The 20,246-nt window shown below is 49.1% G+C and carries 14 protein-coding genes; 3 read left to right on the top strand and 11 right to left on the bottom strand.

All coding sequences use genetic code 11. The features are described 5' to 3' along the window. Window positions 1-34: 34 nt before the first annotated feature. The 8 genes from guaA to ftsH all read right to left on the bottom strand — a co-directional run bounded on the left by guaA (window position 35) and on the right by ftsH (window position 13,811). The gene (guaA, locus tag PG862_RS08935; RefSeq protein ID WP_022360160.1) at window positions 35-1,564 is read right to left on the bottom strand and encodes a glutamine-hydrolyzing GMP synthase; all 1,530 of its coding nucleotides are present in this window, start codon (window positions 1,562-1,564) and stop codon (window positions 35-37) included. Between the two features lie 679 nt (window positions 1,565-2,243). Then, window positions 2,244-5,096, bottom strand: coding sequence for an excinuclease ABC subunit UvrA (gene uvrA, locus PG862_RS08930; protein ID WP_118638390.1), 2,853 nt, complete (start codon window positions 5,094-5,096; stop codon window positions 2,244-2,246). Window positions 5,097-5,396: 300 nt separating this feature from the next. Then, window positions 5,397-6,200 carry a formate/nitrite transporter family protein gene (locus tag PG862_RS08925; protein WP_182427373.1) on the bottom strand — a complete coding sequence of 268 codons (804 nt, stop codon included), beginning with the start codon at window positions 6,198-6,200 and terminating at the stop codon, window positions 5,397-5,399. Window positions 6,201-6,529: 329 nt separating this feature from the next. Beyond that, window positions 6,530-7,492 (bottom strand): ABC transporter permease, encoded by a 963-nt coding sequence (locus tag PG862_RS08920; RefSeq protein ID WP_022360158.1) that lies wholly within the window; start codon window positions 7,490-7,492, stop codon window positions 6,530-6,532. Next, window positions 7,489-8,565 (bottom strand): ABC transporter permease, encoded by a 1,077-nt coding sequence (locus PG862_RS08915; protein ID WP_022360157.1) that lies wholly within the window; start codon window positions 8,563-8,565, stop codon window positions 7,489-7,491. The genes PG862_RS08920 and PG862_RS08915 overlap by 4 nt, the downstream gene beginning before the upstream one ends. Next, window positions 8,562-10,118 carry an ABC transporter ATP-binding protein gene (locus PG862_RS08910; RefSeq protein ID WP_270707173.1) on the bottom strand — a complete coding sequence of 519 codons (1,557 nt, stop codon included), beginning with the start codon at window positions 10,116-10,118 and terminating at the stop codon, window positions 8,562-8,564. Before PG862_RS08910 ends, PG862_RS08915 begins: the two co-directional genes overlap by 4 nt. 192 nt (window positions 10,119-10,310) lie before the next feature. Then, window positions 10,311-11,504: a BMP family ABC transporter substrate-binding protein gene (locus PG862_RS08905; protein WP_107000564.1), complete on the bottom strand. Its 1,194-nt coding sequence runs from the start codon at window positions 11,502-11,504 to the stop codon at window positions 10,311-10,313. A 429-nt stretch (window positions 11,505-11,933) separates the two neighbouring features. Then, complete coding sequence (gene ftsH, locus PG862_RS08900) at window positions 11,934-13,811, bottom strand: ATP-dependent zinc metalloprotease FtsH (protein ID WP_270707163.1); 1,878 nt, start codon at window positions 13,809-13,811, stop codon at window positions 11,934-11,936. A gap of 260 nt (window positions 13,812-14,071) precedes the next feature. On the opposite strand from ftsH, the gene PG862_RS08895 reads away from it, so the two are divergent. The 3 genes from PG862_RS08895 (at window position 14,072) to PG862_RS08885 (ending at window position 16,643) form a co-directional block, all read left to right on the top strand. Next, on the top strand, window positions 14,072-14,572 hold the full coding sequence (locus tag PG862_RS08895) for a MarR family winged helix-turn-helix transcriptional regulator (RefSeq protein ID WP_118481915.1): 501 nt from the start codon (window positions 14,072-14,074) through the stop codon (window positions 14,570-14,572). Between the two features lie 202 nt (window positions 14,573-14,774). Next, the gene (locus tag PG862_RS08890; RefSeq protein ID WP_270707161.1) at window positions 14,775-15,722 is read left to right on the top strand and encodes a tyrosine-type recombinase/integrase; all 948 of its coding nucleotides are present in this window, start codon (window positions 14,775-14,777) and stop codon (window positions 15,720-15,722) included. 21 nt (window positions 15,723-15,743) lie between these two features. After that, window positions 15,744-16,643, top strand: a complete 900-nt coding sequence (locus tag PG862_RS08885) for a tyrosine-type recombinase/integrase (protein WP_118673069.1) — start codon at window positions 15,744-15,746, stop codon at window positions 16,641-16,643. Between the two features lie 478 nt (window positions 16,644-17,121). Here PG862_RS08885 and PG862_RS08880 read toward each other — a convergent pair whose 3' ends face one another. The 3 genes from PG862_RS08880 to PG862_RS08870 all read right to left on the bottom strand — a co-directional run bounded on the left by PG862_RS08880 (window position 17,122) and on the right by PG862_RS08870 (window position 19,561). Next, window positions 17,122-17,844 carry an amino acid ABC transporter ATP-binding protein gene (locus PG862_RS08880; RefSeq protein ID WP_181357209.1) on the bottom strand — a complete coding sequence of 241 codons (723 nt, stop codon included), beginning with the start codon at window positions 17,842-17,844 and terminating at the stop codon, window positions 17,122-17,124. 19 nt (window positions 17,845-17,863) lie between these two features. Further along, complete coding sequence (locus PG862_RS08875; RefSeq protein ID WP_022360148.1) at window positions 17,864-18,553, bottom strand: amino acid ABC transporter permease; 690 nt, start codon at window positions 18,551-18,553, stop codon at window positions 17,864-17,866. Window positions 18,554-18,727: 174 nt separating this feature from the next. Further along, entirely contained in the window at window positions 18,728-19,561 is an 834-nt protein-coding gene (locus PG862_RS08870) for a basic amino acid ABC transporter substrate-binding protein (protein ID WP_270707160.1), read from the bottom strand. Between the last annotated feature and the right edge of the window lie 685 nt (window positions 19,562-20,246).

Below are 20,246 nucleotides of genomic sequence, written 5' to 3'. Positions count from 1 at the left end.
CGGCTTGTTTTCGCTGTTTCTGAAGCTCTGTTTACTACTCAAACTCAATCGTAGCCGGCGGTTTCCCCGTACAATCATACAGTACGCGGTTTACACCTTTTACCTCATTGACAATTCGGCTTGTGACTTTTCCAAGTACTTCCCACGGAAGTTCTGCGGATTCTGCGGTCATGAAGTCGGATGTGAGGACGGCACGAAGTGCGATGGCATAGTCATAAGTTCTGACATCGCCCATGCAGCCTACGGAACGCATATTGGTCAGGGCTGCGAAGTACTGACCGAGTGTGCGGTCGATACCTGCTTTTGCGATCTCCTCGCGGTAGATAGCGTCTGCATCCTGTACGATGCGTACCTTCTCTGCGGTTACCTCACCGATGATACGAACGCCAAGTCCCGGACCCGGGAACGGCTGACGGTATACCAGATTTTCCGGAATACCAAGCTCCAGACCGGCGCGGCGGACCTCATCTTTAAACAGCATACGCAGCGGCTCGATGATCTCCTTGAAATCTACGTGTTCCGGAAGTCCGCCTACGTTGTGGTGGGACTTGATAACAGCGGATTTTCCAAGACCGGACTCAATCACATCCGGGTAAATCGTACCCTGTACGAAGTAATCTACTTTGCCAATCTTCTTTGCTTCCTCCTCAAATACGCGGATGAACTCTTCGCCGATGATCTTACGCTTGCGCTCCGGATCGGTTACACCTGCCAGCTTATCGTAGAAACGCTGCTGTGCATTGACACGGATGAAGTTCAGCTTGTACGGACCGTTCGGACCAAATACTGCCTCTACCTCGTCACCCTCGTTTTTACGAAGCAGACCGTGATCGACGAATACGCAGGTCAGCTGGTCGCCGATCGCTTTCGCCATCAGGACGCCTGCTACGGAAGAGTCTACACCGCCGGACAGAGCCAGAAGGGCACGACCATTTCCTACTTTTTTACGGATTTCTTCGATGGATTTCTCTACGAACGCATCCATCTTCCAGTCACCTGCACAATGGCAGACACTGTATACAAAGTTATGCAGCATCTTGGAGCCTTCCTGTGTATGAAGTACCTCCGGATGTGCCTGGATGCCGTACCAGCCTTTTTCTTCATTTTCCATACCTGCAATCGGGCAGACCGGAGTATGGGCTGTCACACGGAAACCTTCCGGCATCTTGGAAATATAGTCGGTATGGCTCATCCAGCATATGGTCTTCGGGGATACACCCTCATACAGCTTAGATGTTGTGTCTACCTCTACCTCAGTCTTTCCGTATTCACTGACCGGTGCTGTGGCAACCTCGCCACCTAACAGGTAGGACATCAGCTGTGCGCCATAGCAGATACCCAGTACCGGGATTCCCAGATCAAAGATTTCCTTTGAACATCTCGGAGATTCCTCCTTGTATACACTGTTCGGTCCGCCGGTGAAAATGATACCCTTCGGGTTCATCTCTTTGATTTTTTCCAGCGGCAGGGTGTAAGGATGAACCTCACAATATACGTTACACTCTCTTACTCTTCTGGCAATCAACTGATTGTACTGTCCGCCAAAGTCCAGTACAATGATCATCTCTTTCTCCACGAGTATTCCTCCTATAATTTTATGCTGCGATCCGTACTTCATCAACTTGTAGCTTCGAATCAACTTCCAGGATTTATGGTCACACGCTTGCACAACATGTGAACTGTAACAGTCATACTGCTACCGCAGGTAATCACTCCGTTCCAGCCCCATCGCCGCCAATCGAAAAATAACCGGTCGCAATCTGTTCAGCAGCTATACCACGTTCTCTTCCTGTCAATTCCTGTAACTTTTATTATAAAATACCCGGCAATTAAAGACAAGCCATTTTTACGGTATTTTCAGGCACTTTTTCCAGAAAAATACTTTTCGATTCAATTCAAGTCGAACATCCGTGAGACTTGGCGCGTGATTCTGGTCAGCGAAGCATCGGCAAAATCCGCTACCAGTATGATATCGTACGGAATTTTCAGTGCAGAAAATTTCTATCCGCAAGTAAAAATGCATATTCTATGCAGAATCACTGCGCATCCTCGCGGAGCGTTTATCTCAACCGGAGACCTAACTCCCACTGAGACAAATTTGTTATTACTCGCCACCTAAAGAGGTGGGGCTTCTCAACTGAGAGCAAAGGATGAGAATTATTATACTATTTGCATTGTGCAGATATGCACCCCCTGCGCTTTCATCTCGGTAATTGAATTGCCGAGGATTCCCGCTTATTGTCCTAAACATTTAAATATTTCTTCACATACTTCCCCGTATACGATCCCGGCGTCGCTGCCACCTCTTCCGGTGTTCCTTTCGCAATCACGGTTCCGCCGCCCTCGCCGCCTTCCGGTCCGATGTCGATCAGGTAGTCAGCAGTTTTGATGACATCCAGGTTATGCTCAATGACAACCACGGTATTTCCACCATCCGACAAACGTCTTAATATCTCAATCAGACGGTGTACATCGGCAAAATGAAGTCCCGTAGTCGGTTCGTCCAGAATATAGATCGTCTTGCCGGTTCCACGCTTGCTCAACTCCGTCGCCAGCTTGATTCGCTGTGCCTCTCCACCGGACAGCTCGGTGGATGGCTGTCCCAGACGGATATAGGAAAGTCCTACATCGTAGAGTGTCGCAATCTTCCGGTGTATGGAGGGCACATTTTCGAAGAATTTCATCGCCTCCTCGACCGTCATATTGAGGACATCATAGATGCTTTTCCCCTTATATTTGACCTCCAGCGTTTCCCGGTTATAGCGCTTGCCGCCGCAAACCTCACACGGCACATAGATATCCGGCAGGAAATGCATCTCGATCTTGATGATGCCGTCGCCGGAGCACGCCTCACAGCGCCCGCCTTTTTTATTGAAGCTGAAACGTCCTTTATTGTAGCCTTTTGCCTTGGCATCCGTAGATGCCGCAAACAGATCCCGGATCAGATCAAATGCCCCCGTATAGGTTGCCGGATTGGAACGCGGCGTCCGCCCGATCGGAGACTGGTCGATCGCGATAATCTTATCGAGCTGCTCGACGCCCTCAATGGACTTATGTTTTCCCGGAATCGTGTGTGCGCGGTTCAGCTTCTTTGCCAGCGCTTTATAAAGAATCTCATTGACAAGTGAGCTCTTTCCCGAACCAGAAACGCCCGTCACGCAGGTCATCACGCCCAGCGGAAATTTAACATCGATATTTTTCAGATTATTTTCTGCCGCTCCTCTGACAGTAAGCCATCCCGTCGGTTTCCGCCGCTCGGACGGCACCGGAATCTGAATGCGCCCGCTCAAATATGCACCGGTAATCGATTTTTCATTTTTCATGATCTCTTCCGCTGTGCCGATCGCCACGACCTCGCCGCCGTGTTCGCCCGCGCCCGGACCGATGTCCACGATACAGTCTGCCGCGCGCATCGTGTCTTCATCGTGCTCAACCACCAGAACTGAATTTCCCAGATCCCGCAGGTGTTTTAGGGTATCCAGAAGCTTGTCGTTGTCCCGCTGGTGAAGTCCGATACTCGGCTCGTCCAGAATATATGCCACACCGACCAGACCGGATCCGATCTGGGTTGCCAGGCGGATTCGCTGCGCCTCGCCTCCGGACAGCGTGCCAGTCGCACGCGACAGGGAAAGATATTCCAGACCGACATTGATAAGAAAGCTGATTCTCGCCCGAATTTCTTTCAAAATCGGTGCACCAATCGCCTGCTGCATCGGCGTCAACTCCAACGCATCGATAAATTCGCGGAATTTGACGATCGACATATCGGTCGCCTCGAAAATATTTTTCCCGCCGACCGTGACCGCCAGAGATTCTTTTTTTAACCGCTGCCCCTTGCAGGTTGGACACGGTGTGATCCGCATAAATGTCTCATATTCCGCCTTCATTGAATCAGAGAACGTCTCACGGTATTTGCGGTTCATGCTCTGAATCAGCCCCTCAAAGGCAATATCATAAATTCCCTCGCCACGCTGTCCACGGTAATACACCTTCACAACCTTGCCGCCGGTTCCGTAAATTAAAATATCATGGATCTCCTTCGGATAATCCTCAAACGGAGTATCCAGACTGAAATCGTATTCTTTTGCCAATGCATTTAAGATCGCGCCGGAAAAGCTCGTTTTGTCCGTGCAGGACTGCCATCCCATCGCCGTGATCGCACCCTGGTTGATGCTCAAACTCTTGTCCGGAATCATCAGATCCTCGTCAAACTCCATCTTATAACCAAGTCCGAAACAATCCGGACACGCGCCGAACGGATTGTTGAAGGAGAAGCTGCGCGGCTCGACCTCATCCACGCTGATGCCGCAGTCCGGACAGGAGAAATTCTGACTGAACGTCAGGGTATCGTGCTTTTCTTCGCCGTTTTCATCCCGAACCGCCGTATCGGCCAGCATCAGGCCATTGGAAAGTCCCATGACCGTCTCAATCGAATCCGAGAGGCGTTTCTCAATCCCCGGCTTGACCACCAGACGATCGACCACAATCTCAATATTGTGCTTGATGTTTTTATCCAGCGTGATCTCCTCGGAAAGCTCGTATAAGCTGCCGTCCACCCGCACACGGACATAGCCGCTCTTCTTTGCCTGCTCCAGCACTTTCTCGTGGCGTCCTTTCCGCCCGCGCACGACCGGGGCAAGAAGCTGGATCTTCGTGCGCTCCGGCAGCGCCATGATCTGGTCAACCATCTGATCGACCGTCTGACGGCGGATCTCACGACCGCACTTCGGGCAATGCGGAATACCGATCCGTGCGTACAAAAGACGCATATAATCATAGATCTCCGTCACTGTACCGACCGTCGAACGCGGATTCCGGTTCGTCGATTTCTGGTCGATAGAGATCGCCGGGGACAAACCCTCGATGCTCTCGACATCCGGCTTTTCCATCTGACCTAAGAACTGACGCGCATAGGACGACAGGGACTCCATATACCGCCGCTGCCCTTCGGCATAGATCGTGTCAAATGCCAGAGATGATTTACCCGAACCAGAAAGTCCGGTCAGGACGACCAGCTCATTTCTCGGAATATCAATGGAAATGTTTTTCAGATTGTGCTCATTGGCACCTCGTATCTTTATATATTGCTTCGCCATATCTGTACCTCAATTATCATTGACTCTGCTCTGTTTTATCATGTCGCTGCTGACTTATTTTATAGTCATTATAGTCACAGTCTTCCCTGTAATTATGCTTAGTATAACACATTCCAAAAGTCTTTGCAAACATTTGTTCTGTTTGATAAAATTGAATCAGCTAAACATAGATATTCCTTGGGAATAGAAGTCAAACTTTTCATCAATTCTAATACAAAAAGGGCACCTCCGCCCGGCTCCAAACCTAGCATGGAGACCAGACAAAAATACCCTTTCGCCCTATTTCATTTTTTCACGCATTCATTTTATTTCACGATTTTTCGTTCCCCGAAGATACACCAGCCAGTACCCGCCTCCAATCACCAGCATCCCGCCGATCATATTTCCGATCGTAGCCGGAATCAGATTATTGAGAATAAAGGTTCCGATCGTCAGCCCTTCCGCTGCCAGACCGTACTCGCCCATGATCATCAGCCCCGCCGGGATGTAAAACATATTGGCGATGCAATGCTCGAAGCCGCAGAGAATGAAAATCGCCACCGGCGGATAAAGCGCCAGAATTTTGCCAGATACCTGCTCGGAGCTCATCGCCGCCCAGACTGCAATACAAACCAGCACATTACAGAGGATCGCACGGCACAGCACCTCCGGCAGAGTCAGGGTCACCTTGGAAACGGCTGTATTCAGAAGAACCTGCGCCAGATCGCCGCCGTACAGGCTTGGAATATGCCCGTAGACAAATAAAACCGCCACAAAGATCGCGCCAATCAGATTTCCCAGATAGACAAACAGAAGATTTTTAAACAGCCCGCCCACGGAAATCCGTTTCTGCAGCGCCGAGATCGTCATCAGGCAGTTCCCAGTGAAAAGTTCCGCCCCGGTGCAGACCACCAGCGCCAATCCTGCCGGGAATACGAGTGCCGAAGCAATCCGCGATGCCGAGGCATTTGTCATTGCTGCCGAGGCAACCGAAGCCCCCGCGCCTGCCAGCGCGATGAACATTCCGGCGAAAAAGCCGAGTATCAGCATATGAGACACCGGAAGTTCCGCCTTTTTTCTGCCCGTCTCCACATAATTTTCTGCAATCTGTTTCGATGCAATCATAGATTTTCCTCCCATCAGCCTTTCTATGTCCGAAATTCATTTTTCAAATTCTTCCTTTTATCTTCTGAATTTCCGAACCTGCCACATCGTTTTATAACCTTTCCTTCCATTTCAAACAGAAAAAGACGGTTTTCGTCCGATCTTTCTGTTCTATCCCTTTAAAATCTTTGACAAACAACCGTCTTTTCTATTATTTATATATCATTTCTGATGTCGTCCTATCATCTCAAGCCGCCATCTGACATCACCTATCAAGGGCTTCCCTTATTATTTCATGTGACTACTTTTTGCAGCCCTCCCACAAATCCTATAAGTTCCCCTTCATTTTCCTACCGTTCCTCCCGGAAATAATTCTCGCCCAGATGCGCCGGGATATGTGCCCCTTTATTCTTACGCATCGACGCGATCACCAGCACCAATGCAGTGATAATGAACGGAAGGGCATCGAAAAATGCCGTTGGAATCGCATACGTGTTTTTCGGCACATAGTATTTCAGCACGCGCAGCGCCCCGAAAATAAAGGAACCGTAAATAACATTGATCGGCTTCCACGCCGCGAAGATAACGAGGGCAACGGAAATCCAGCCAAGACCGCCGACGCTGTCGCGCAGCCACACGCCGCCGTTGATGATCATCGAGCAATATGCGCCGCCGATACCGCAGATCGCACCGGATAGCAGGATATTAATGTATCTCCACTTTGTAACTTCGATACCTGCCGCATCTGCTGCGCCCGGATTTTCTCCGATCGCCTGCACATTTAAACCAACCTGTGTTTTATATAAGTAGAAACTCGCCACAATCGCGATGATGATTCCAAGATAAACGAACGGGTTATAGGAGAATAATAATTCTCCGACCACCGGCAGATCACTGAGTCCCGGGATGTGGATGTTACGCATCTGTGCCGTCACCGCATCTGGAAGTTTCAGGGTGCCGTTCTCTGATTTTTCCAGCATAAAGACGCCGATAAAATTGGCTAATCCGACGCCGAAAATCGTCAGGGTCAATCCCGTTACGTTCTGATTTGCCATAAATGTGACAGTCAAAACACCGTAAATCAATGCCGACAGCATTCCAGCCACCGCCGCAGCTAACAGCGCCGCAACAAAGTTATCCGTCTGATAGCCGACCATGAATCCGGCGCACGCGCCAATCGACATCATGCCCTCGACGCCCAGATTCAGGTGTCCAACCTTCTCACTCAAAATTTCGCCAACCGTGCCAAACAGGAAAGGCGTACCCGCCAATACAGCCGCCACCAGAAATTTAATTACGATCTCGCTGCTCATGCGCGTGTACCTCCTTTTCCGCGAAATACAAATTGATACCGTATAAACAGTTCACATCCCAGAATGAAGAACAGGATGATTCCCTGCAGCACATCCGCGCAGTCCGAGGACAATCCGAATGAAGACTGAACTACGCTGCTTCCTTTTTCCAGCACGCTGAACAAAAAGGTAACCAGCAGAATCACCGGCGGATTCAACTGTGCCAGCCATGCCACGATGATCGCCGTAAATCCGACACCTCCGGCAACTGCCGTCGTCAGCGTGACATCCGAACCGGTCGCCTGCACCATGCCGCCGATGCCGCAGACAGCGCCGGACAGAAACATCGTCCGCAGAACCACTTTTTTTACATTCATGCCGGCATAGCGGGCTGTCTCCTGGCTCTCTCCCACGACGCTGATCTCATATCCCTGCTTGGAACGATTTAAGTAAACCGCTATCACTACCACAAGAATCAGCGCAATCACCCAGCCGAACTGGATGCCGAACACCTTATCGAGCGCCGCATTCTTATTGAAACGGGCAATCTTCGCATATCCCTGGGAACCTGGGTCGCGCCATGCGCCCTCTCTCAAAAATACGATGACATTCAGTGCGATATAGTTTAACATCAGCGTAAACAGCGTCTCGTTCGTATCATACCGGGTCTTAAACCACGCCGGAATGAGTCCCCACAGACCTCCGCCGATCGCGCCTGCCAGAAACATCACGATCACCAGCAGCCAGTGATTCCAGTTCGCATGGAACAGTGCAAAATACGAGGCAAAAATACCGCCCATAATGATCTGTCCCTCGGCTCCGATGTTCCAGAATTTCATTTTAAATGCCAGCGTCACACCCAGCGACGCAATCAAAAGTGGAATCATGATTTTGACCGTTGCCTGTATCGCCATCTCGCTTCGCAGCGCTCCGGTTACAATCGTCTGATAAATGACAAATGGATTCTGCCCAATCAGCAGGATAAAGAATCCGCCTGCCACCAGAGCCAGCACGATCGCCTCCAGACGGAGGATCAATGTTTCTCTTTTTCCAAGTTCCGCCTTTTTTACAACACGGATCCACGGTTCTTTCATGCCTGTTCCTCCTTATTTTCGGATGCCATACTCTTATCCAGCCCCAGCTCGCCCGCTTCGGTACCGGTCATCATCAGTCCCAGCTGTTCTTTCGTGAGCTTCTTCGCATCCACGATACCCGTGATCTTTCCATGGCAGAGTACCATGATCCGGTCTGAAAGCTCCAGAAGCACATCCAGATCCTCACCGATATAGACAACCGCCACGCCCTTTTTCTTCTGCTGGTTCAGGAGGTCGTAAATCAGATAGGAAGAATTAATATCAAGCCCTCGCACCGGGTAAGCCGTGATCAGCACCTGCGGGCTCGACTCAATCTCACGTCCCAAAAGTACCTTCTGGACATTTCCCCCCGACATCATACGCACCGGCGTATCAACGCCCGGCGTCACGATTCCCAGTTCTCCGATCAGGCGTTCTGCCATCTCCCTCGCCGGTTTCCGGTCTACAAACAATCCTTTCCCTTCCGAATAGGACTTGAGCAGCATATTATCAACCATACCCATTGAAGCAACCAGTCCCATGCCGAGACGATCCTCCGGCACGAAACTCATGCTGATTCCGAGGCGGATGATCTCCGCCGGAGTCTTACCGATGATATTTTCCTTACGGTACAAAATAGCGCCCTTTTTCGCGTCCATCAACCCGGTCAGCGTCTCGCAGAGTTCTTTCTGGCCGCTTCCGGCAACACCGGCAACGCCCAGAATCTCGCCTGTTTTAATCTCAAAAGAAATATCATCCAGCGCCACGCCGCCGTCACTCTTATCGACGGTCAGATCGACAATCTTCAAAATAGTCTCTCTCTTCTCCATCTCCGGGCGCTCGATATTCAGGCTGATTGGTCGTCCAACCATAAGCTCCGTAAGTTTCTTCTCATCACATCCGGCAGTTTCCACCGTCTCGATGCTCTTTCCTTTTCGCAGAATCGTGACACGGTCACTGATAGAAAGGACCTCATTTAATTTATGGGTAATAATAATAATCGCACAGCCCTGTTCCCGCATCCGGCGCAGGATTTTAAACAGCCGCTCCGTCTCCTGCGGCGTCAGGACTGCCGTTGGCTCGTCCAGAATCAGGATCTGGGCGCCTCTATATAATACCTTCAGGATCTCGACCGTCTGCTTCTCGCTGACCGACATGTCGTAGACCATTTTCTCCGGTTCAATTTCAAGTCCAAATGACTGTCCAAGCGCTTCAATTTTTTCCCGCAACGCCTTTCTTCCCAGCCGTTTTCCCTTGGTTCCCAGCACGATATTATCCATCGCACTGAACACATCCACCAGTTTGAAATGCTGATGAATCATACCTATTCCTAAATTTCTCGAATCTACCGGCGAATTTATGGAGACTTCTTTTCCTCCAACCAGAATCGAACCGGCATCTGGGTGGTAGATACCGGAAAGCATGTTCATGAGCGTTGTCTTACCGGAACCATTTTCTCCCAAAAGTGCCATAATCTCGCCGTACCGGACGGTCAGATCAATCTTATCGTTCGCCACGACGCTTCCGAATGCTTTCGTGATCTGCCTACACTCAATGGCATACTGTTCTGTCATATCGTCACCTCAAATGAATATTTAACCAATTTTTTAATCAATTTTCTAAAAAAGAAAAAAGAGGTGCCGCAAATGAAAGTGGATCCATTTGAAGCTGCCTCCTTTTATCTGTTATATACTCTTGGAATCTGCAACACCCGGAAGCGTTTCCGAACCTGTTTCAGCATCGCTTCCAGGTATATAATTCCATGATTATTTCTCTACGATGTTCTTGAAGTACCAGTGGATATTGCCTGTGATATCTGCATCGGACATATGCTCGCCCTCGGTGCCAACGGTGGTTCCGTCGTTGCACTCGATCACGCCATCAAATACATCCCAGTCGCCAGACTCGATCTTCGCACGTGCCTCATCGATCTTCTCCTGCGTACCATCTACGCACAGGTCAGATAACGGGGAAATGTCTACCAGACCTTCCTCCAGACCGCCGAAGTAGTTCTCGCCTGTCCATGTACCATCAATCAGATCCTGTACAGCTTTGGTATAGTAAGCGCCCCAGTTCCAAACGGTGGAGGTCAGAACTGCCTTCGGAGCATCCTTGCTCATATCAGAGTTGTAACCAACACCAAATACGCCAGCTTCCTCAGCTGCCAGCTGCGGGTTCGGTGTATCGCAGTGCTGTCCAATGACATCACAGCCCTCGTTGATCAGGGCTACGGCTGCCTGTTTCTCACCTTCCGGATCGTACCAGCTGTTGGTGGTCTTGATGTAAACGGTTGCATCCGGGTTTACAGAATATACACCCATTGCAAATGCGTCACATCCGCCGGTAACCTCGGCATTGTCCTTGCCCCAGGCGCCGACATAACCGATCTTATTGCTCTCTGTCTTTAAACCAGCCGCTATACCAGTGAGGTAACGGGACTGATAAATCCGTCCAAAATAATTGTTAAAGTTCACACCGTTGGATTTGTAGCCGGTTGCATGGGAGAAGATAACGTCCGGATATTCTTCTGCCAGTGCCTCGCATGCATCCATGTAGCCCCAGCTTGTCGCGAAGATAATCTGGCATCCTTCCTCGACACACTCGCGCATTGCCGTCTCGATGGCAGTCTGATCATCGTCCGCTACGTTGTTCTTGCGGATAATCTGATCATCCTCCAGACCAACGGCTTTCTGCATCGCTACGATACCCTGATCATGCGTATAGCTGTAACCGGAACCATCCGCCGGATTTCCAATATGAATCACTCCGACCTTCAGATCCTCTTTAGCAACTGCCGGCATCACGCCCTCTGCTGCCTCGCCTGCTTCTGTGTCTGCCGCGTCAGCTCCCTTTTCCTCCGCTGCCTTCGTATCTGCTGTATCAGAAGACGAAGAAGAACAGCCTGCACACAGGGACAGCGCCATGGCAGCGCTCAGTAACACGCTTACTACTTTTCTCATAACATTTCCTCCTAAGAATGCCTGCGAATGCGGTTCTCTCCCTTTCTCATCGTTTGTCAGAATTCCCTCGCAGAACCTGAAATCCGAAAATAAAACCGCATTCCCGAAAATTTAGATCGATACAGGAGATATTATTGCATATTTACAGACGATTTTCAAGGAATTTGCCTAATTTTTACTGTGATATTTATTAATCTCTTTTCATAAGTTTTACTTATTTCTTTTTCTCTCCTGTAATCCCCCGATATGCAGGAAGGGAACACCGGAGGAATCAGCTGCCAGCATCTTTTTTCGACGCAGATAACACAAAAACAGGCACCAGACATTTCCTTTCAAAATGCCTGATACCTGCTCTGCTCACTGTAACTGATTTCTCTTATAACTTCGGCAAACACGTAACCGTCCACCTTGATAATACACGGCTCCGTTTTAAGCCTCTGCCTCGCCAGTTTCTTTCTTCTCTTCCAGAATCTTCATAAACTCCTCACCGGTGATCGTCTCCTTATCCAGAAGATAGTCTGCCAGCTCATGAAGCTTATCCTCATGCCCGGAAAGAATAGCTTTCGCTTTCTCATACGCGCTCTTTACCAGCGCAATCACTTCCTCATCGACTCTCGCCGCCGTCTCTGCCGAACAAGCCAGGGAAGTATCGCCGCCTAAGTAGGCGTTGTTGACCGTCTCGAGCGCTACCATGCCGAAATGGTCACTCATGCCGTAACGCGTCACCATCGCACGGGCGATCTTGGTTGCCTGTTCGATATCATTCGAAGCCCCTGTCGTGATAGAATGGAAGATCAGCTCCTCCGCCGCACGGCCGCCGGTCAGTGTCACGATCTTGTTGAACGCCTCTTCCCTGCTCATCAGGAAGCGCTGATCCGCCTCCACCTGCATCGTATATCCGAGTGCCCCGGAGGTTCGTGGCACAATCGTGATCTTGTGGACCGGAGCCGAGTGCGTCTGCAGCGCCGCTACCAGCGCATGACCGATCTCATGGTAGGAGACAATCTTCTTCTCATCCCCGGAAACACCGGCATCCTTCTTCTGATATCCGGCAATAACCGTCTCGACACTCTCTTCCAGATCCTGCTGGGACACGGTCTTTCGTCCCATCCGGACTGCCCGCAGCGCCGCCTCATTGACAATGTTTGCCAGCTCTGCGCCGCTCGCACCGTTGGTGGCACGGGCGATCTCATTGTAATCCACACTCTCATCCACTTTAACCTTTTTGCCATGGACTTTCAGAATTGCCTCACGGCCTTTCAGATCCGGCAGCTCTACCGGAATCCGGCGGTCAAAACGTCCCGGACGAAGCAGAGCCGGATCGAGGGATTCCGGACGGTTGGTCGCCGCCAGAATGACAACACCCTTCTTACCGTCAAAACCATCCATCTCAGTCAGAAGCTGGTTCAGCGTCTGCTCGCGCTCGTCATTGCCGCCCATGCCGGCGCCGTCACGCTTCTTACCAATCGTATCGATCTCGTCGATAAATACGATACACGGCGCTTTTTCATTGGCCTGTTTAAATAAATCACGCACCTTCGCCGCACCCATGCCGACAAACATCTCAACAAATTCCGAACCGGAGATCGAGAAGAACGGAACGTGTGCTTCCCCGGCAACAGCCTTCGCCAGCATCGTTTTACCGGTTCCTGGAGGTCCGACTAACAGGGCGCCCTTCGGCAGCACCGCACCGATCTCCGAGTATTTTTCCGGCTTATGCAGGAAATCGACAATCTCTTTTAATGCATCCTTCGCCTCTTCCTCGCCAGCCACATCTGCAAATGTGATACCCGTCTCGGATTCTGCATAAATCTTCGCATTCGACTTGCCAAACGTCATTGCGTTGCCAGGTCCGCCACCCATCCGTTTCATCAACGAACGTCCCATGAGCTGTCCGATTCCCACAAAGAGAATCAGCGGCAGGATCCAGGTCAGCAGGAAATTCAGCAGCGGTGACGCCTGTGTGTTGATCTCCGCACTGTATTTCACGTCCTTACCATCCAGCAGGTCATACAGGTTGACACCCGGAATCTCGCCGGTTTTGTAGGTGACATTCCACGCTGTGTTTTTATTGTCATTTTTCAGCGTATAAACGATCTCATTGTTCGTCGTCACATACACTTCATCGACATTATCTTCCTTCAACTGATCGCTGAACTGGTCAAACCGCACCTGCTGCGTCCGATCCATCATAGATGGAAAGAGGAAAATATTTAACAGCATGACAATCAACATAACCAATCCATAATAATATAAAAATGATTTTCTGGGCGGCTGCTTTCCGCCGCCGTTCGTGTTCTCTACCATAGATTGTTCTCCTTATTGTGAGTCTGTGACAGATGGTTTCTGTGTTTCCGTCACATCGTTTCGTGATACATTAACATATACCGCATTCTTTGTTATTTGTCAATCCACAATAGTAAATATTTATTTACTTTTTATATTTGTTGATCTTTTTGTCTGGATGTGCTAGAGTACAAGTAAATTGATGTTTCCTTGTTTGCAATTTATGTTTGTGAAATGGACCGCATTTTATTACTTTGATATTTAAATTTGGAGGTTTTCCTATGAATCCAGGCAAAAAAAATTCAAATCTTTTAAAAAACACCGGTATCCACTTCCTGGAGTTTGCACTCGGCTTTCTCTCCCTGGCGAAATGCCACTACCAGCCAAGCCATGATATGAAAGTCAACTCGCTTCCATTTTTTGCCCTGATCGCGCTCGACAGCTGGGCAGATCAGGACTATACCATGTCTGAGCTGGCGGACAAGCTGAGTATCACAAAGCAGCAGCTCTCCCATATGATCAAGGTTCTTGAGGAACGCGGTCTGGTCGAGCGGATCCACGATACAGCCAACCGCCGCCGCGTCTACATCCGCATCTGCGATTCCGGTCGTGAGATGATGAACCAGATGAAGCAGGAAATGCTGTCTTCCACCCTGTTTGGGCTGCGCGCTTACACCCCGGAAGAACTGGCATCGATGGACGAGTGCCTGTGCCGCCTGATGGAATTAATGAAGAAATTCAACTGTGAAACCGATGAACCTGTAAAGAATGTATCCGTATGATAAAGACACCGGAGACACTTTTTTCTCCGCTTTCTTTTAAATCCTGTATAATTGACTTTTGTAACGTCCAGCAGCATTCCGGATTGATTTCTCTGCCATTTCATCCTTTCATCCGTTCCGGTGTGTTCCACGCCTCGGCAGAGTTTTCTTTCTGTGCCAATGGACGTTTCTCAATGATACAGAAAGAAGGTTCCTACATATTATGCCACAAATGATAGAAAATCATATTTTTCCACACGCTGCTCATAGCAAACACACTCTCCCCCTCTCATCCAGGCAAACTTCTGCTGCCATTCCACGCCTTTCCGGTCAAACGCGTGCTGCCGCACCTGCAAGAGCCCAAAAGGCCGCGGACGAATTTGCCCGCTACCTGCTCACGCGCAACCTTGCCGATGAGACACTCCGCGCTTACACTTATGCTGTACGGCAGTATTTTACCTATTACCGTGACATTACTTACCCCAATTTAAAGCTATACAAAATCTTTCTGCTCGAGCACTACAAGCCGCAGACCATCAACCAGCGGATCCGGGCTTTGAATGCCTACCTGGATTTTAAAAAGCTCTATCCCGGGCATCTTCCCATGGTAAAAATCCAGCAGAAAACATATCTGGATCACATGATCAGCGAGGCGGATTATGAATACCTGAAACGCTGCCTGCTTCGGGATGAACGGTACACTTACTATTTTCTCATCCGTTTCATGGCGGCAACCGGCGTCCGGGTCAGCGAGGTGATTCAGTTCCAGGCAGAAGATATTTTCTCCGGCTATAAGGACATCTATTCCAAAGGAAATAAAGTCCGGCGCATCTACATTCCACAGTCACTCCGAACCGATACCCTCAAATGGCTTTCCTTTCTCCACAAATCCCACGGTCCCATCTTCCTCAACCGCTTCGGTTCCCCCATCTCTCCAGGCGGCATCCGCAGCCAGCTCAAAACCATCGCCCTCTCCTACCACATGACACCGGAAATGGTACATCCGCATGCATTCCGCCACCGGTTTGCCAAGAGTTTTATCGAAAAATGCGGCGATATTTCCCTGCTCTCCGATCTGCTTGGACACAAAAATCTCGAAACAACCCGGATTTACCTGCGTCGTTCCAGCAGCGAGCAATATGAGATTGTCAACCGGGTAGTCACCTGGTAGAGAGGAGGAAATGAAGCACATATGAATTTTGAAACACTTATTTCCGACTTTGGCATTTACCTTGAAAAACAGGGGCACGCCGCCAGCACCATCCGGGTCTACAGCTGTTCCGTCCGGCTGTTTTTTGCGCATTATAACAGCCTTTCGGTCGAGCACCTGCAGTCGTACCGGCGCTGGCTGCTGGAATGTTATAAGCCATCGACAGTGAATACGCGGATTCTGGGGATGAACCGGTTTCTGGATTTTATGCAAAACAGTGGATTGTTGGATAATGAAAAGGCGAATTTTCAATCACCCATATCCGCCCCCACAGATTCACTCCGCATCACTCCCACAGGTCACTACCGCCTGCGCCCCATCCGGGAGCAGAAGCACACCTACCTTGATACAGTGATCTCCCAGAAAGATTACGACCGGCTCAAACGGCGGCTAAAAAAGGATGAAAATTATTTCTGGTATTTCATCGTGCGATTTCTCGCCTCCACCGGCGCTCGCGTCAGTGAACTGCGCCAGATCAAAATGGAGGATCTGCAGCTTGGCTATCTCGATCTCTACTCCAAAGGCGGCAAGATACGGCGATTGTTCTTCCCCCGCTCCCTCTGCGGGGAAGCAATCCCCTACTTTGCCTCCCACGGCATCGACAGCGGCTTTCTCTTCCTGACCCGCCGCCGCACCTGCATCTCCGCACGCGCCATCGAGATGCAGTTAAAAAACATCGCAAAGCGCTACCGCATCAATCCGGCAACAATGTACCCGCATTCTTTCCGGCACCGCTACGCCATCAATTTTTTGAAACGGTTCAATGACATTTCCCTGCTGGCGGATCTGTTAGGACACGACAGCATCGAAACAACCCGGATTTACCTGATGAAATCGAGTCAGGAACAGCAGACGGTGATTGACCGGGTGGTGACGTGGTAGGCACAGGCGTGTGAAAACCATAAAAGGGGAAAGAACTGCCATTTTCCACAATTCTTTCCCCTTTATTATAGATTTATTTTTTCTCTGCCTCCACAATCACGAGCTCATATGGAAGTGCTTCCTCAGCGCTATCGGTTCTAATGTTTTCAACCGACCGTTCTACCGCATTCTCTTTTTTCTCCTGCTTCCCACTGTCCAGCTTTGTCTCAACATTCTGTTCCGCCTTCTTTTCAGAATCTTCCTCCTTTTCTGCTGTTCTACTAATAAGACGATGGGAGATTTCATTTGGTTTTATATATTTGCAATTTTTTTAACAACTTTTCTTTCCAAATAAACATTTTTTCAAAACGGAAATTAGAAGAACCAGATGGATAATAGAAAACGCATAAAGATATTACAGGCATAAAAAAAGCCCGGCAGAAAGAAAATGTTCTATGACATTCTCTCCCTACCGGACTTTTCCTAATATTAAATTTCCTTACAGCACCTTACTCAAAAATGCCTTCAATCTTTCGCTCTTTGGATGCTCAAAGAACTCCTTCGGTTCGTTTTCTTCGATGAAGTTGCCGCCCTCCATGAACATGACACGGGTTGCTACCTCGCGGGCGAAGCCCATCTCATGGGTAACCACGACCATCGTCATGTGTTCCTCGGCAAGCTGGCGCATTACGTTTAATACCTCGCCTACCATCTCCGGGTCAAGTGCAGAGGTTGGCTCGTCAAAGAGCATCACATCCGGATGCATTGCCAGAGCGCGGACGATCGCCACACGCTGTTTCTGACCGCCGGAGAGCTGTCCCGGATAGGCGGATGCCTTTTCCTTTAATCCGACACGCTCCAGAAGTTTCAATGCCTCCGTCTCCGCCTCGTCCTTCGGGCGTCCGAGCAGTTTCATCGGTGCCAGCGTCATATTATCAAGAATCGTCATATGCGGGAACAGGTTGAACTGCTGGAATACCATTCCCATTTTCTGACGGAGTTTGTCAATGTTTGTCTTCGGATCCGTGATATCCGTTCCCTCAAAATAGATGTGTCCGCCGGTCGGTGTTTCCAGCAGGTTCATGCAGCGCAGAAATGTGGATTTACCGGAACCGGATGGTCCGATCACGCAGACAACATCCCCCTTGCGTATCTGGGTGGAAATATTGGTCAGGACCTTTAAATCACCGAACGCCTTGGAAAGGTCATTGATGTCAATTATCACTTCTCCGTTTTGTACGTTATCGTTCATTCTTTCTCAAGCTCCTTTCCAGATTCTGTGCAAAGTGGTTGAAGATCATCGTCAGCGCCAGATAAACAGCAGCCACGATCAGAAGCGGTGTCCACGCGTCATACGTTCTGGAACGGATGATATCGCCGCCCTTTGTCAAATCCTGCACCGCCACGTAACCGGCTACCGAAGTCTCTTTCAGAAGAACAACAAACTCATTGCAGAGCGCCGGAAGTACGTTTTTAAACGCCTGCGGCATAATGATATAACGCATCGTCTGGACATAGTTAAAACCAAGGCTTCGACCTGCCTCCATCTGTCCCTCGTCGATCGACATGATACCGGAACGGAAGATCTCCGCTACATATGCCGCCGAGTTAAGACCAAACGCGATCACACCGACAAAGACGCCGGCAAATACACGCGATACAAAAATACAGTAGTAGAAAATCATCAACTGGATGACAACCGGCGTTCCCCGGATGACCGTCAGATATACCTGGCAGACACCATTTAAAAATTTCATTTTACCGGTTTTGTCGTGAGTCGCACGGACAATCGCAATCAGCAGACCAAGGGCAATGCCGATCAGGGTCGCAAATAACGTGATGATCAGGGTATTTTTTAGGCCCCCTGTCAAATACTGCCACCTGTCATCCTTGATCAGGTTTAAATATAAGGCCTGCTTGAGTTTCTCCAATCCGTTTTCCTCCTTGTAAGATGATATAGACTTGAAAAAGGGCTGCCGCCGAACCGTGTTTTCGCCATTCTGCAGCAACCTTTTTCCGTTCCGTCAGATACCGGAAACACTCCGGGTGTTTTCCGGATCACCTGAATCCATCCGTCTGACGATTCATTTCAATTCTCTTTTATATTACTCAGCGGTAATGTATTTTGCAACGATCTCATCCAGTTTTCCAGACTCTTCCAGGTTTGCGATGGATGCGTTGATAGCGTCCAGAAGCTCTGTATTGCCCTTCTTAACTGCAATTGCGTACTCTTCTTCTGCATACGGTGTTTCCAGAAGCTTTAAGCCCTCGTTCTCGTCTACAAATACCTGTGCCGGTTTGTTGTCAATGATAACTGCATCGATCTTGCCAGTGGACAGTGCCTGTACTGCATCTGCGCCCTTGGAAAATCTCTGTACACTCTCCTCGCCGAAATCATCGGTGGAGTAAAGGTCACCGGTGGTACCCTGCTGAACACCGATCTGTTTGCCCTTTAAATCATCCAGGGATTTGATGTCGCTGTCCTCGGTTACGATAACAGACTGAACGCCGGTTGCGTAAGTGTCAGAGAAATCCACCTGGGTCTGACGATCCTCGGTAACGGTCATGCCTGCTGCTGCGAAATCAGCTTTGCCAGACTGAACCTCCGGGATGATAGAATCGAATGCTACGTCGGTGATTTCCAGAGATGCTCCCATATCCTCGCAGATAGCGTTTGCAATATCTACGTCGATACCTACGATATCATTTCCATCGTGGTACTCATACGGTGCGAACTCAGCGTTGGTGGACATAACCAGAGTCTTTCCTGCAAATGCGCTGTCGCCAGCCTCTGCTGCCTCGCTGCCCTCTGCTGCCTCTGCGGTTGTCTCCTCATTCTCCTCTGCGGCTGCGGTTGTCTCTGCCGGTTTGGAAGAGCATGCTGCTAACGATGCTGCCATAGCAGTTGCCATAGCGATTGCTGCTAATTTCTTTTTCATAATAAATTCCTCCTCATTTCTATTCGCTGCTTTTGTATTTTTATGCAGTAAATACGAATATTCTTACTTTTATTACTGTATCTAGGAATACATTATACCGCATTTTTATAAATAATCAAGCCTGAATTCCTGTTTTTTACAGGGTTTTGTATGATTATGCATTCTTTTCCAATTTGTACGGTTCCAGTTACGGACAGATCTGGTTGTTAATTCTTGGCACGGGAGTTTAATAGTTGCATAATCAGGTTAGTGAAATTTTGAAAGTAAATGAAAGCAGATGACAGCTCGAAGAATGTTTCCGGTTTCCGAACGGATTATCAATTCATAACGAACAGTAAAATGAGAACAATTCCAAAAATGGACAAGGAAGAAAAAAATACTATAGTCTGCAACAGCAACAAAAATCGCTGCACCCCAGCAAATACAAGGGTTACAGCGATTTTATTTTCACTCAACTGCCAAAGACTGGATATATATTTTTTTCAATAATCCAAATTTTTGTTTTTTCTGTGTTTCCTGTTTTCAAACTTCACGTTCTCTCCACAGGCAATATCATTTACTTAGAGAATTTCTTTGAAAAAAATTTTCTTTTTTCTACCAATAACTCAACAAGCACTTGACAACACCTTGATAGTTCAGCGCCTCAGCTAAAAAAACGCATAAAAGCAATCCATTCGTTATAATA

It is taken from the genome of Clostridium fessum (genome assembly GCF_027698965.1).
In the GTDB taxonomy this organism is placed as follows: domain Bacteria; phylum Bacillota; class Clostridia; order Lachnospirales; family Lachnospiraceae; genus Otoolea; species Otoolea fessa.
This window is presented reverse-complemented; position numbering and strand designations above follow the sequence as displayed.